Source organism: Pseudomonas flexibilis (assembly GCF_000802425.1).
GTDB lineage: Bacteria > Pseudomonadota > Gammaproteobacteria > Pseudomonadales > Pseudomonadaceae > Serpens > Serpens flexibilis.
In genome coordinates, this window is the sequence record NZ_JRUD01000014.1 from 143027 (window position 1) to 157401 (window position 14375).

The following is a 14375-nucleotide window of genomic DNA, read 5'->3' on the forward strand; positions in this document are numbered from 1 at the left end:
CACCCTACTGACCTGCCAACAAAAAACCCCGGGGCCTTGCGGCACCGGGGTTCTTCGTCACGTCTGGCCGATCAGTTGAACGGCTGCGGACGCGGGGTCTTGGCGGTGGACGGCGGCAGGATCGGCAGCGCAAAGCTCGGCTGCTCGCCGGTCAGGGTCTTCAGGAAGGCGGTGATCTGGGCGATCTGCTTCTGCTCCAGCTTGCGACCCAACTGCAGACGGGCCATCACGTCGACCGCTTCTTCCAAGTTCCAGTAGGCACCGTCGTGGAAGTAGGGGTAGGTCAGCTCAACGTTGCGCAGGGTCGGCACCTTGAACTTCATGCGGTCGGCATCATTGCCGGTCAGACCGGCAACACCCTCGGCCGGATTCTGGGTGGCGTAGGGTTCGACCAGACCCATCTTCTGGAAGGAGTTGCCGCCCACGGCGCTACCGTTGTGGCAGGCGGTGCAGCCCACGTCCTTGAACAGCTGGTAGCCGGCCAGTTCGTCCTTGTTCAGGGCCTTCTTGTCGCCCTTGAGCCACTGGTCGAAGCGCGAGTTCGGGGTCACCAGGGTCTCTTCGAAGGCGGCGATGGCGTCGGTCACCTGGTCGATGTCGATGGCGTTCTTGCCGTAGACCTTCTTGAAGGATTCACGGTACTGCGGGATGGATTGCAGCACGTCCACCGCCAGGGTATGGGTGAAGCCCATTTCCATCGGGTTGGCGATCGGGCCACCGGCCTGCTCCTTCAGGTCCGCCGCACGACCGTCCCAGAACTGCGCCAGGTTCAGGCTGGAGTTCAGCACGGTCGGCGAGTTGATCGGGCCCTGCTGCCAGTTGTGACCGATGGAGGACGGCAGGTTGTCGCTGCCGCCCATGGAGAGGTTGTGGCAGGAGTTGCAGGAAATGAAGCCCGACTTGGACAGGCGCGGGTCGAAGAACAGCTGCTTGCCCAACTCCACCTTGGCCTGGTTGGTCACCTTGGCCGGCTGGATCGGCTGAATCGGTTCGTTGCTGGGCGCAGCAAAGGCGGTGGCGCTCACAGTCAGGCTCAAGGCCAGCATCACGGGTTTGAACATGGTCGGGGGCTCCTACTGCTAATCGGGGTCAGACCAAAGATGCCGATAGAGGCATAGGGCCATATTGACATGCGTCAAGGCGATCGATGAATGGCAGCGGTAAAGCGCCGCACCCCTGGCCAGAACAAGGCAAACAAAAACCCCTGTCGCCCGAAGGCGACAGGGGTTTGGTTCAGCGCAGCCGCTATTACATCAGTGGGATGCTGTAGTTCACGATGAAGCGGGTTTGGTCGATGTCGGCGGTCTTGCCGTCGCCGTCGTACATGCCGTGCATCAGACGAGCGCCCAGACCCTTGAACTGACCCTCCGGAATGGTGTAGCCCACCACAACGTCAGTTTCGGTGTGATCGCGCTCCAGCACGCCGCCGTCGCCCATCTGGTGCAGGACGCTAGCGCTCAGGCCCTTGACACCCACGGTGCCAAAGTCGAAGCCGTAGCTGACCAGGGTGACTTTCTCATCCTGGTTAGCCATCAGGCCGTTACCGATCATGCGCTCGGAGATCAGGTAGTTGCTGTTGCTCAGCTGTCCGAAGCCGGTATCACCCGACAGTTCCTGGTAGCCAACACCGAAGGTGTGGCCGGCGATGGAGTAGTTGACCAATGCACTCCACAGCTTGTTGTCGTTGCGGGGATTAGCACGACCATCGCCATCACCATCTTCCGAGGTGTTGAAGTAACGCAGGTCAGCGCCCAGCTTGCCGGCGCCCACGGCTGCGGAGTACTTCAAGCCAGCGAAGTGCTGCTTGTAGGTGTTGTGCAGTTGGCCGAAGTAGTACTGGGCGGTCAGGCCGTCCATTACCTTGTAGTCGGCGCCCAGCAGCGAGAACTCGCCACCGAAGCGGTCGTTATTGTCAGTCCACTGATCCTCGTCACGCATGGACACCTTGGTCAGGTGAGCTGCGGTCAGGGTCAGGCCAGCGACATCCTGGTTGGTCAGCATCGCGCCTTCGAACAGCTGCGGCAGCATGCGTGCATCGTTGGAGACCAGGACCGGAGTCACGGGACGCAGGGCACCGAGGTAGCCAGTGGTCTTGCCGACGCGGGCCTTCAGGGTGGCACCACCCTTGTTCAGGCGCTCGGCCGACTCGTCTGCGCTATAGCGCTCGAACAGCATGGCGGTCTGCTGGTCGCCGTGGTCAGCCAGCTTGTACGCAGCGGCACCGAACAGGTCGACACCGACACCAATCGCGCCTTCAGTGAAGCCGGACTTGTAGTTCAGCATGAAGGCCTGGCCCCACTGGCCGCCTTCAACTCCTGCTGCACCGTTGAACTCATCGGTGTCCTGAGCAAAGTAGTAGTTACGCAGGTCCAGGCTCAGCTTGCTGTCCTTGACGAAATCAGCGGCAGCGAACTGGCTCATGCCCAGGGCGCTGACGGCGACGGCTACAGCCACGGCAGTTTTTTTCATTTGTTCTTACTCCAGTTTTGGTTTTTTCGAGCCGGGTTTTTGGCCCGTCTTCGAGCGCATCGGTCGGAACACCTTTCCCCCCAGCGTTCCGACGATATTCGCGACCGACCGTCCCCAACGGTACCGCTCGGCCTTTCACCTGCCTGTTGTGCCTTCCTGTTGGCCAGGCATCGAACCTGTTACAAACCACAACAAAAGTTAGGTGCGGGCCTTTATGACAGAAAAAAATCGGGTTTTGAAGCCTACCGATGGCCAATGTTGTCGCGGAAAAGGCGAGCCGGTTCACCGTTCCGCATGCTGGAAGGTTTCAGACAGACGGTGATTCCCGCATGTTTGCGGCATTCTGGCGCCAGGGACCCGCCGTTTCGTTGCCCGGGATCAATCCGACGGTAACCTTCGGCCAGTCGTCGCGCTGAGTGAACTTCCGTATACTGCCGCGCCTATTCCCGCCGGCGCTTGCAGTTCACGATGAAAGCGTTCCCGAATGCCCTCCTGTTGACGGTGGGCTATGCCCTGGGCTCCACCCTCTGGGTTTTCCTCAGCAACCAGCTGTTGCTGCGCTGGCTTGGTCCCGGCGAGCAGTACTACGCCTGGCAGACCTACAAGGGTCTGATCTTCGTCGCGATCAGCACCCTGCTCCTGTACTTGTTCCTGCGCCTGCAGCGCCGCCTGCTCGACGATGAGCTGCAAGTACGCCGCCAGCATGAAAACCGCCTGCGGCAATCGGCTGCCGTGTTCGACAACACCCTCGAGGGGGTGGTGATCACCAACACCCAGAACCGCATCATCCACGTCAACAGGGCCTTCGAGCGCATTACCGGCTATACCGAGGCCGAGGTGCTGGGCAACACGCCGAGCCTGTTCAAATCGGGCCGCCATGACCGCAGTTTCTACAACATCGTCTGGGGCGAGCTGCAGGCCCATGGCAGCTGGAGCGGCGAGATCTGGAATCGCCGCAAGAACGGCGAGATCTTTCCGCAATGGCAGCGTATCCACGCCATTCGCAACGAGTTCGGCGAACTGACCCACTACGTGGCGATCTTCTCCGACATCAGCGCGATGAAGCAGACCCAGCAGGAGCTGGACCACCTGGCTCACCACGACCCGCTGACTGGCCTGCCCAATCGCCTGCTGTTCAACGAGCGCGTGCAGCATGCCCTGGAGCGCAATGCGAAGAGCCAGCAGGGCGGCTGCGTTCTGCTGCTGGACCTGGACCTGTTCAAGGACATCAACGAGAGCCTCAGCCACAGCACCGGCGACGAAGTGCTGCGCAAGGTGGCCGAGCGTTTGTCGGCGGTTGGCAAGGGCCTGACGGTGGCGCGCCTGGGCGGCGACGAATTCGCCCTGCTTTGCGAGGACGGTGGCGACGCGCAGCGGGCGACCGCGCTGGCCGAAGCCGTGCTGCAAAGCCTGCATGCCCCCTTCCAGATCGCCGGCGCCACGCTGTTCCTGACCACCAGCATCGGCATCGCCCTGTTCCCCGAGGACGGCACCCAGCTTGACCAGTTGATCCGCAATGCCGACTCCGCGCTGTTCAAGGCCAAGCAGAGCGGCCGGCAGACCTACGCCTTCTACACCCAGGAGCTGACGCTGCAGGCACGCCAGCGCATGGAGCTGGGCGCCGCACTGCGCCAGGCCATCGAGGCCCAGCACCTGCTGCTCAATTTCCAGCCGATTCTCGACCTGAAAAGTGGCCAGGTGCGCGGGGTGGAAACACTGGTCCGCTGGCGACACCCGTCCCGCGGAATGATTCCTCCCGGCGATTTCATTCCGCTGGCCGAGGAAAACGGCCTGATCGCCGCCATCGACACCTGGGTGCTCGGCGCCGCCTGCCGACAGATGCGCGCCTGGCAGGATGCGGGCATCGACCTCGACTTCATCGCGGTGAACGTTTCCAGCCGCCTCTTCAGCCGGGGCGAGCTGGAAGAGCACGTGCGCCGCGTACTGACGGAGACCGGGCTGCGTTCCGGCTGCCTGGAGCTGGAAGTCACCGAGAGCGCGGTGATGCACGATCCGGACGCGGCCTGCGAGCAGTTGCGACGGCTGAGCAACCTCGGCGTGCGCCTGTCGATCGACGACTTCGGCACCGGCTATTCCTCGCTGCTGCGCCTGAAGAGCCTGCCGGTGGACAAGCTGAAGATCGACCAGGGCTTTATCGCCGGCCTGCCTGACGACGAGGATGACGCCGCCATTACCCGGGCGATCATCGCCCTGGCGCACAGCCTGGGCCTGGCCGTAGTGGCCGAAGGCATCGAATCGCCCGCCCAGGCCGCGCTGCTCGCCCGCTACGGCTGCGGCCTCGGCCAGGGCTACTGGTTCGGCCGCCCGCTGCCGGCCGCCGAGCTGGACTGGCGGCCCCGGCCGCTGCCGCGCGTGCAGGCGGAAACCCTCACCGTCAGGTCGTAGTTTTCCCCGCCCCTGACCGGAGACAGCGCGCCAGGTACATCGCGTCCCACCGATGCACCCACGCGCCACAAGCGCGCCGTGCCGGCGCGATGGTGGACAAGAACGACGTTGTCCACCCTACGTCTTGCAGGCGGGAACCCCCTCCATCCTCGATGGGGCGACGGTCACGTAGGGTGGATCGCGCTCCATCGATCCACCCTCGGGTGCCAGGCGCGGCCCCCCGCCTAGAGTTCCACCCCCAGCCCGCTGACGCGCCGCACCCGGCGCTGCACCGCCGCCTCGAACACCCCGGCACGCGGCTCCACCAGGGTGAACCGTTCGCGGGCGCGGGTGATGGCGGTGTACAGCAGCTCCTTGGTCAGCACCGGGTTCAGCGCGTCCGGCAGCACCAGCGCGGTGTGGGCGAACTCCGAGCCCTGGGACTTGTGCACGGTCATGGCGAACACCGTCTCCACGGCAGTGAGGCGGCTGGGCAGCACGAAGCGCACGCCGCCGGAGCCGTCGTTGCGCGGGAAGGCCACCCGCAGCAGCGGCGCGCCGTCCTGGCCGGGCAGGCGCAGGGCGATGCCGATGTCGCCGTTCATCAGGCCCAGCCCGTAATCGTTGCGGGTCACCAGCACCGGGCGGCCCTCGTACCATTCGTGGGCGGGATCGATCAGCCCCTGGCGCTGCAGCTCATCCTGCACGCGCTGATTCAGGCCCTGCACGCCCCAGTCGCCCTTGCGCAGCGCGCAGAGCAGGCGGAAGCGGTCGAAGGCGCCGAGCACCCTGTTCGCCCAGTCCTGCCAGGCCGGGCCGTTGAGCGGCTCCATGTCCAGCGGGCGCCCGGCCTGCAGCTCGCGCAGGTAATGCGTATAACCCTCCGCGCCCCCGTGGCCCTGGCTGATCAGCCGCGCCAGAGCGGCTGGCCCGCCGCGCAGGGCGTGCACGTCCGGCGCGCCCTGCGCCAGCAGTCGGCGGGCGTCCGCCGCCGCCTGACGATTGACCAGGCGCGCCAGCTGGCCGATGCCGCTGTCGGCGCCGAAGCGCCGCGAGTGGCGCAGCATCACCGTCTGCTGGGCCAGCGGACGCCGACCGGCTTCGCCCGGCAACAGTCCCGGTTCGTCCAGCGGTCGGCCGGCCAGCTGTTCCAGCCAGGCGCGGGTGGGCGGATCGTAATGACCGGCCTCGGCGTCGCGGCACAGGTCGCCGAGCACCGCGCCGGCCTCCACCGAGGCCAACTGGTCCTTGTCGCCGAGCAGGATCAGCCGCGCATGGGCCGGCAGGGCGTCGAGCAGGCGCGCCATCATTTCCAGGTCGATCATCGACGCCTCGTCCACCACCAGCACGTCCAGCCCCAGCGGGTTGCCGGCGTGGTGGCGGAACTGGCGGGTGTCCGGGCGGCTGCCGAGCAGGCGGTGCAGGGTCAGCACTTCCTGGGGAATGGCCGCGCGCACCGCCGCGTCCACCGCCAGCGTGCGCACCTGCTGGCCGATGGATTCGGTGAGCCGCGCCGCCGCCTTGCCGGTCGGCGCAGCCAGGCGGATGCGCAGCGCCTGACCGTTCGCCACCGCGGGCGCCTGCAGCAGCGCCAGCAGGCGCACCACGGTGGTGGTCTTGCCGGTGCCGGGGCCGCCGGTGATCAGTGTGAAGCGGCCACGCACCGCCAGCGCGCAAGCGAGCTTCTGCCAGTCGACCCGCGCCTCGTCGCTGGCCGGGAACAGCGCGTCCAGCCGCGCGGGCAGGTCGTCGGGCACGGTCAGCGGCTCGGCCAATCGCTGGCGCAGGCTGTGCGCCACGCGCTGCTCGTAGTTCCAGTAGCGGCGCAGGTACAGGCGCCCTTCGCACAGCAGCAGCGGGCGGGCCTGCTGCGCCGGGTCACCGCCCTGCCAGACTTCGACCAGCGCGCTGGCGGCCAGCGCCGCCTGCCACTGCGCCAGGTCCAGGCCGGCGAGCAGTTGCGACGGCAGGCGCGTTTCACCGGCCTGTTCCCCTTCGGGCGGCAGGGACAGGGCGAAATCCGGCTCGTCGAGGGTGACGGCCAGGTCCAGGCACACATGACCCTGACCCAACTGGTGACTGGCCAGCGCGGCGGCCAGCAACAGCAGCGGCGAGGCCTGCGGCTCGCGTTCGCGCAGGAAGCCGACGAAGGCGCGGTCCAGCGGCCGCAACCAGCCCCGGCGCACCCAGAGATCCAGTTGGGCGATCAATTGATCGCGCTCGCTCAGCACCTGGGAAAGCAGGGGATAGGCTTCGTCGCGCAGTTGCCGGGCCAACAGATCGAGATTCATGGGCAGACCTCCGCATGGCCGGCAAACAGGCGATCCAGCGCCTCGATCAGCGCGCGCGGCGGCCGTTCGGCATGCACGCCATGGGCGCCGCCGCGCAGGAACAGGTACAGCGCGCCGCCCATGTGCCGTTCGTAGTCGTAGTCGGGCAGGCGCGCCTTCAGTTGGCGGTGCAGGGCCAGCAGGTAGAGCATGTACTGCAGGTCGTAGCGCTTCTCCAGCACGGTCTGGCGCATGGCCTCGGCGTGGTAGGCCAGCGCGTCGCCGCCCAGCCAGTTGGACTTGTAGTCGGCCACGTAGTAGCGCCCCTCGAACTCGAACACCAGGTCGATGAAGCCCTTGAACAGGCCGTTCAGCCGGCTCGGCGCCAGCGCCGGGCGCGGCGCGCCGTCGAGGGTGTGGGCGCGCACCAGGGCATCCAGGCGCTGCACGTCCACCTGACGGCTGGAGAACCAGAACTCCATCTCCACCTGGTAGTGGCCGAGATCGGCCAGGCGCAGCGGCCGCTCGCCGGCGGTCAGCGGCACCTGCAGGTAGTCCCCGAGCCACGCGTCCAGCGGCTCGATCCACTGCTGCCAGCCGCGCAGCTGGCAGCGGCGGGCGAGCATTTCGCGCCGCGCGGCGGGGTTGTCCAGCGCCTCGGCGAAGCCCTCGCGGCCGGCCCATTCCAGCAGGCCGTGCAGGAAGGTGCCGGGCTGCGGACCGCGCGGAAAACGGTGCAGCTCGGCGCCCTCGGCCGCGCCGGCGAATTCGCGGCTTTGCGCATCGTCGTCGTGGATCTTCTGGGCGGCCGGACTGTCCGGGGCTTCGATCGGCTCGACCGCATCGTCGCCGGCCAGCGCCAGGGCGCTGTAGGAGGCGATCCACCAGTGTTCCAGGGCGCGCCGTTTGGGCAGGCGCGCCTGCAGCGCGGCGTTGTCGGCGGCCGGCGGCAAGAAGCGTTGCTCGTTGGGCGACGGCGGCGCGGCCAGCTGGATCCCGGACCCGGCGGCCTGCAGCGCGGCCAGCCGGGGCGCCAGCTCGAAGGGCTCGCCGCCGGCCAGCACGTAGCCGATGGCCGAACGGTGCAGGCAGGACTCCTTGCCCTGGCGGCGCTTGAGTTCGGCCAGCCCCAGCCAGCAGGCGTGCCGGGCGCGGGTCAACGCTACGTACAGCAGACGCAGGTCCTCGCCCAGGCGTTCGCGGTCGGCGCGGTCCACGGCGGCGGCGTCCGGGCGCAGGTCCACCTGCAGCTCGCCCTGCCCGTCGTGGTAGCGCAGCGGCGGCTCGCCCTCCACCGGGCGGTGCGAGCAGATGAACGGCAGGAACACCAGCGGGTATTCCAGGCCCTTGGACTTGTGGATGGTCACCACGCGCACCAGCGCGTCATCGCTTTCCAGGCGCAGGATCTGCTCCTCGGCGCCCTGCCCCTGGCCGTCCAGGTGCTCGGCCAGGTGGCGGATCAGCGCCTGCTCGCCGTCCAGCTCGCCGGCGGCCTGCTGCAGCAGCTCGGCCAGGTGCAGCAGGTTGGTCAGCGCGCGCTCGCCATCGTCGCCGGCCATCAGCCGCTGCGGCAGCGCGAAGTCCTGCATCAGGTGGCGCAGCATCGGCAGCACGCCCTGCCGGCGCCATTGCTGGCGGTAGCCGCGGAACTGCATCACCCGCGCTTCCCAGGCCAGTTCGTCCTCGGTGAGCGCGTGCAGCTCGCTCAGCGAGCGGCCGAGGGTGACCGTGGCCAGCGCGGCGCGCAGCAGGCGCTCGTCGTCCGGCTCGGCGCAGGCGCGCAGCCAGGCCAGCACGTCGGCGGCCTCCTGGCTGTCGAACACCGAACTCTTGTCCGACAAATAAACGCTGCGCACCCCGCGCCGCGCCAGCTGCTGGCGGATGGCCCGCGCTTCGCGGCCATCGCGCACCAGCACGGCGATGTCCGCCGGACACAATGGCTGCAACGTGCCGTCGGCGCGCCGGAAACCGGCCTGGCCGGCCAGGCCGAGGTTGAGTAGCCGGGTGATCTGCGTGGCGCTGGCGGCCGCCAGTTCGCGCCGGTAGCGCTCGCCGCTGATTGGCGCCGATTCGGCCAGGTGCCAGAGGGTCATGGCCGGCTGGACCTGACCGTCGATCTCCAGCGTTTCCGCACGGCCGCGCGCGTTCACGCGGTGGAACGGCAGCGGGTTGCCCGCCTCGCCCTTGAACAGGAAGGCGCCCAGCGGCTGCAGCTCGGCGAACTGGAACAGGCCGTTGACCGCCTCGACCAGCGCCGTGCTGGAGCGGAAGTTGGTGTCCAGGCTGTGGTGGCGGCCTTCGGTGGCGGCGCGCGCCTTCAGGTAGGTGAAGATGTCGGCGCCACGGAAGGCGTAGATCGCCTGCTTGGGGTCGCCGATCAGCAGGATGGCGCAGTCGTCGCGCGCCTCGCCGATGCCGTAGATGCGCTGGAAGATGCGGTACTGCAGCGGGTCGGTGTCCTGGAATTCGTCGATCAGCGCCACGGGGAACTGCCGGCGGATCACCTCGGCCAGCCGCGCGCCGCTGTCGCCGGCCAGCGCGGCGTCCAGGCGGGTGAGCATGTCGTCGAAGCCGATCTGCGCGCGCTGGCGCTTTTCCCGGTCGAAGCGCTGCTCGATCCACTGCACGGCATGGCGCAGCAGCGCCTCGTCCGGATCGGCCAGCGCGGCGAGCGCCGCCGGCAGTTCGGCGATGGCCTGCAGGCCCGGATGTTCGAAGGGCGTGCCCTGCTTCCAGATCTCCGCCAGGCCGTCCGCGGTCAGCCGGGCAAAGCCGGTGCCGAGATCCAGCTTCACCGCCTCGGGATCGCTGGCCCAGGCCTTGAGCGCGTCGCACCAGCCGTTGTACCAGCGCGCCTGCAGGCGACGGCCGTCCACGACCTTGCGGGCGCAGGCGTCATCCAGCAGCGTGCGCAGCTCCTCGGCCCACAGCGCCCAGGGTTCCTTGAGCGCCGCCAGGCGCTGGCCGCGCTCGGCCAGCGCGGTTTCGAGCAGCGCGCGGATATCGGTGTGCGCCTCGCCGAGGCCCAGCCCGAGCAACGGACGCACCCGCTGGCGCAGCTCGGCGGGGCTGCTCCAGTGCTGGTGCACCCAGGCCAGCGCGGCGCCGCGCAACGGGTAGAAGTGCGCACGCCAGAAGTCGTTGACCACCTCGGCCAGCAGGTCGCTCTGGTCGGCTTCCAGGGTCTGGGTGAACAGGCTGCCGCTGTCGAAGGCGTGCTCGCGCAGCATGCGCTGGCACCAGCTGTGGATGGTGGACACGGCGGCCTCGTCCATCCACTGCGCGGCGGTGTCCAGGCGCAGCGCGCAGCGCGGCCAGTCGGCCGGCGGGTATTCGTTGCGCAGGGCGACCAGCAGGTCGTCCGGGTCGGCCAGTTCACCGCGGAAATGCCGGGCGCTCTGCGCCAGGCGCGTGCGGATGCGATCGCGCAGCTCCTGGGTGGCCGCCTCGGTGAAGGTCACCACGAGGATTTCCGGCGGCAGCAGCGCACGGCCGAAGCCGCGTGCTTCGCCGCCGTGGCCGAGCACCAGGCGCACGTACAGCGCGGAGATGGTGAAGGTCTTGCCGGTGCCGGCGCTGGCCTCGATCAGCCGGCTGCCCGTGAGGGGCAGGTCCAGCGCCAGATTGGGTTTGTCACTCATGCCGGCACCTCCAGTGCCTGCCAGTCGGCCGCCACCAGCGGGCCGTACAGGGCGTTCCACAGATCGCGGGCGCCGTCGACCGCCAGCAGGCTGTCGTAGTCGGCGAAGTAGCGGCGCAGGTCGGCGCTTTCGTCGCGCTCGCCGGGCGTCCGGAAGGCGCCCTCGTAGGCGCTGCGCCCCGCCTCGTCGGCGCCTTCCAGCAGGTAGGCGCAGGCGGTCTTCGGCGCCAGCGGCAGCGGTTGCTGCAAGTTGCGCAGCCAGGCGTCCAGCAGCGCGCGCAGCGCAGTCTCCGCGGTTTGCGCCGGCAGCGGCGCCAGGCGCAGGCCACCGTCGCTGCCGAGCAGGACGGTGTGCAGCGGCACACGGCAGGCGCTGGCCAGCAGGTGGGCGACCCAGGGGCGCATCAGGTGGTGCCATTTGCGCTTCTTCGGCTGCAGACCCAGCGCGCCGGGCTGCACGCGCAGGCTGAGCAGTTCGCCCAGGGCATTGCGGCGCAACCCGGGCAGCCAGCCGCCGACCGTCAGCTCGCCGTGCTGGAAGCCCACCGCCTGGGGCGAGGCCACCGCCTCGGGCCACAGCGTCAGCAGATACCGGCGGGCCTCCAGCAGGTCCGGCAGCGGTTCCAGCAGCGCCGCGCCATGCAGCTCGCCGAACCCGGACAGCGGCAGCAGGCCGCTGCGCTGCAGCAGCGCCGCCTGCTCGTGCAGACGCTGGCGGCCGGCCTCTGCGTCGGTTTCATCGAGGGCCGCGCGCAGCAGCGCGTCGCGCAGCGTGTGGCGCTGCAGACCGTCCAGCTCGAAGCACTCCGCATCCGGCGGCGGCGGGTCGCCGTCGCGCAGGTGGAGCTTCAGGCGCAGCTGATGGAACTGGCGCAGCGGGTTGCGCAGGAAGTCCTGCAGGGTTTCCAGCTCGAGGGCGCCGTCCACCGGATAGGGCGGCAGGCGACCCTCCGGCTGCTTGCCCGCTTCACCCTGGTGCAGCGCCAGCCATTCGCCGGCGTAGCTGAACAGCTCGGCATCGCCGCCGAAGTAGGCGGCGTTGAACGGCTGCAGCGGGTGTTCGCAGGTCAGCGCCGCGAGCAGCGCTTCGTCATCATCTTCCCGGCCGGCCAGCCGCCAGCCGGCGGCCAGGTGGTCGCGCAGCTGGCCGATCAGCACCGACGGCGGCTTCGCGCCGTTGTCGCGTACGCTGCGGCCGATCCAGCTGACGTACAGCTGCTCGCGCGCCGAGAGCAGCGCTTCGAGCAGCAGGTAGCGGTCGTCCTCGCGGCGCGAGCGGTCGCCGGGGCGGTAGTCGCCGCCCATCAGGTCGAAGTCCAGTGGCGCCTGGGCGCGCGGGTAGTCGCCGTCGTTCATGCCCAGCAGGCAGACCACGCGGAACGGAATGGCGCGCATGGGCATCAGCGTGCAGAAGTTCACCGCGCCGCTGAGGAAGCGCTGGCCGAGGCTGGGCTGGTCCAGCGCGCCGAGCCAGGCCTCGCGCACCACGGTGAGCGGCAGTTCCTCGTGCAGCCCGGCCTCGCGGCACTGCTCCAGCCAGCCCTCCAGGGCCTGGAGCAACTGGCTGAGCAGCAGCTCGTCCTGCTCGTCGCTCGGGCGCAGGAACACTTCCAGCAGCGCGCGCAGGCGTTCGCCCCACTGCGGCGCGGTGGCCGGCCGGGAGAGTTCCCGCCAGGCCAGTTGCAGGCGCTCGACCAGGGTGACCAGCGGGCCGAGCAGCGCCGCGTCCAGGCCGCCGATCTCGGCGTAGGGCTCGATGCCGTCCAGCGGTGCGCCCTCGCCCACCGCGTAGCCGAGCAGCATGCGGCGCAGGCCGAACAGCCAGCTGTTCTGCTCCAGATTCGCCGGCACGCCGAAGCGCTGGCGCTGCGCGGCGTCCAGCCCCCAGCGCACGCCGGCACCCTCGATCCAGCGGTGCAGCTGCGGCAGGTCACCCTCGGCGATGGCGAAGCGCGCGCGCAGCGCCGGCACGTCCAGCAGGTCGAGGATCTCGCTGACCGCGAAACGGCTGTCCGGCAGGTTGAGCAAATGCTCGACGGCGATCAGCAGCGGCTCGCGGCCGCGCCGACCCTGGTCGGCCAGGGTGAAGGGGATGAAGCGCGCATCGTCGCGAGCGAGCCGACCAAACACCGCCTGGATGTGCGGGGTGTAGCGGTCGATGTCCGGCACCATGATGATCACGTCGCGCGGATGCAGGCCGGGGTCGGCGCTGAAGCGTGCCAGCAACTGGTCGTGGAGGATCTCCACCTCGCGCTGCGGGCTGTGGGCGATGTGAAAGCGCAGCGAGCGGTCCCGCTGCGGGTCCAGCGCGGGCCAGCGTTCGCGGGTCTCGGCCAGCGGGCGCAGTTCGAGGATGTCGTCCTGCAGCTGGCCGAGCAGCGTGGCCGGCGCGTCCTCGCTGAACAGGTCGATGCGCTGGGCGGGGAACAGCGCGCGGTAGTCATCGGGGCTGTCGTAGCTGTCCAGCAGGTTGATGTAGTCGCGGCCCTGCTTGCCCCAGGCGGCCAGCAGCGGCTGGGCGTGCTGGTGCAGCAGCTCGGCCGGCAGGTCGGCGGGCATGTCGGGACGCCGCTGCTGGCGGCGGTACTGATGGCGCAGCAGGTCCTTGTCGGCGACGATGTCCGCCCAGTGATGGCGGCAGGGGTTGTGCACGCAGAGCAGCACCTGGCTGAAGCGCGCCAGCGCGCCGAGCGCTTCCAGCGCCTGGGCCGGCAGCGAGGAAATGCCGAACACGATGACCCGGCGAGGCAGGCCGCGCGGCGCCTCGTGCACTTCGCGCAGCCGGGCGAGGAAGCGCCGGTGCACGCCGGCGCGGCTCTGCGCCAGGCCCTCGGCACCCACGTCGGCGAGCAGCGCGCGCCACAGTTCGGCCTGCCAGCCCTGCTCCTCGGTCAGCGCCACGATCTGGCCGCTGGCCTTGCGCAGCTGGTCGCGGCCGGCGGCCCAGTCCTCCAGCCAGTCGGCGCGGTACACCTGGTACTGATCGAACAGGTCGGCCAGGCGCTCGGCCAGTTGGTGACGCTTGCGCAGGTCGTCGTCCTCGGCGAGGAAGCGGCGCAGCGGAGTGAAGCTGTCGCGCTCCAGCAGCGCCGGCAGCAGGCGCATCAGCCGCCAGGTCAGCGGGCCCTTGTCGAGCAGCGACACGCGGGGAATCGCCTCGCGGCCGAGCACCGTGCGGTAGGCCTGCCAGAGAAAGGCGGCCGGCAGCTGCACGTCGATGGCCGCGGCGATGCCGCAGCCGCCGCCGTCCTCGCGCGGGTCCTCGGCCAGCGCCTGCTTGAGCCACTGCGCCACGCCGTTGCTGTGCACCAGCACCACTTCGTTTTCCAGCGGGCGCAGCGGATAGCGCCCCATCCAGGCCACCGCCAGCTCGCGCAGCGCGTCCAGGCGGTTGCCGTGGACGATCATGAAGCCGGGCGTCAGGGGCTGATCTGCGGTCATGGAGTGTCCTCATCCTCGAAGACCGCCATGGTAGTGGCTAAGCGCGACGGGACACAGGCTGGACGGACGGACAGGTAAAGTTTTCGCGCAGATACGCAGGCCACATTCCTGCGCTGGCGCAAATGCGCAGTCATGGCGCATGGCTATACTGGCGCGCCCATCGGCTCTGA

At 69.0% G+C, this 14375-nt stretch carries 6 protein-coding genes; 1 reads left to right on the forward strand and 5 read right to left on the reverse strand.

Annotated elements, in window-relative coordinates:
- Nucleotides 1–71: 71 nt before the first annotated feature.
- Together SF06_RS10050 and SF06_RS17735 are read right to left on the reverse strand one after the other, a co-directional pair.
- A complete protein-coding gene (locus SF06_RS10050) occupies nt 72–1046 on the reverse strand; it encodes a cytochrome-c peroxidase (RefSeq protein WP_052199783.1) in 975 nt (324 codons plus the stop codon).
- Nucleotides 1047–1248: 202 nt separating this feature from the next.
- On the reverse strand, nt 1249–2469 hold the full coding sequence (locus SF06_RS17735; RefSeq protein WP_052199775.1) for an OprD family outer membrane porin: 1221 nt from the start codon (nt 2467–2469) through the stop codon (nt 1249–1251).
- Between the two features lie 468 nt (nt 2470–2937).
- Here SF06_RS17735 and dibA point away from each other — a divergent pair, with 468 nt between their 5' ends.
- Nucleotides 2938–4875, forward strand: a complete 1938-nt coding sequence (gene dibA / locus SF06_RS10065) for a phosphodiesterase DibA (protein ID WP_037008421.1) — start codon at nt 2938–2940, stop codon at nt 4873–4875.
- 224 nt (nt 4876–5099) lie between these two features.
- Here dibA and recD read toward each other — a convergent pair whose 3' ends face one another.
- From recD to recC, 3 genes are read right to left on the reverse strand one after another with little or no spacing between them, the layout of a single operon-like run.
- Nucleotides 5100–7145 carry an exodeoxyribonuclease V subunit alpha gene (recD, locus tag SF06_RS10070; protein ID WP_039561154.1) on the reverse strand — a complete coding sequence of 682 codons (2046 nt, stop codon included), beginning with the start codon at nt 7143–7145 and terminating at the stop codon, nt 5100–5102.
- A complete protein-coding gene (gene recB, locus SF06_RS10075; RefSeq protein ID WP_039561155.1) occupies nt 7142–10765 on the reverse strand; it encodes an exodeoxyribonuclease V subunit beta in 3624 nt (1207 codons plus the stop codon). Before recB ends, recD begins: the two co-directional genes overlap by 4 nt.
- The gene (recC, locus tag SF06_RS10080; protein ID WP_039561158.1) at nt 10762–14205 is read right to left on the reverse strand and encodes an exodeoxyribonuclease V subunit gamma; all 3444 of its coding nucleotides are present in this window, start codon (nt 14203–14205) and stop codon (nt 10762–10764) included. Before recC ends, recB begins: the two co-directional genes overlap by 4 nt.
- Nucleotides 14206–14375 lie beyond the last annotated feature (170 nt).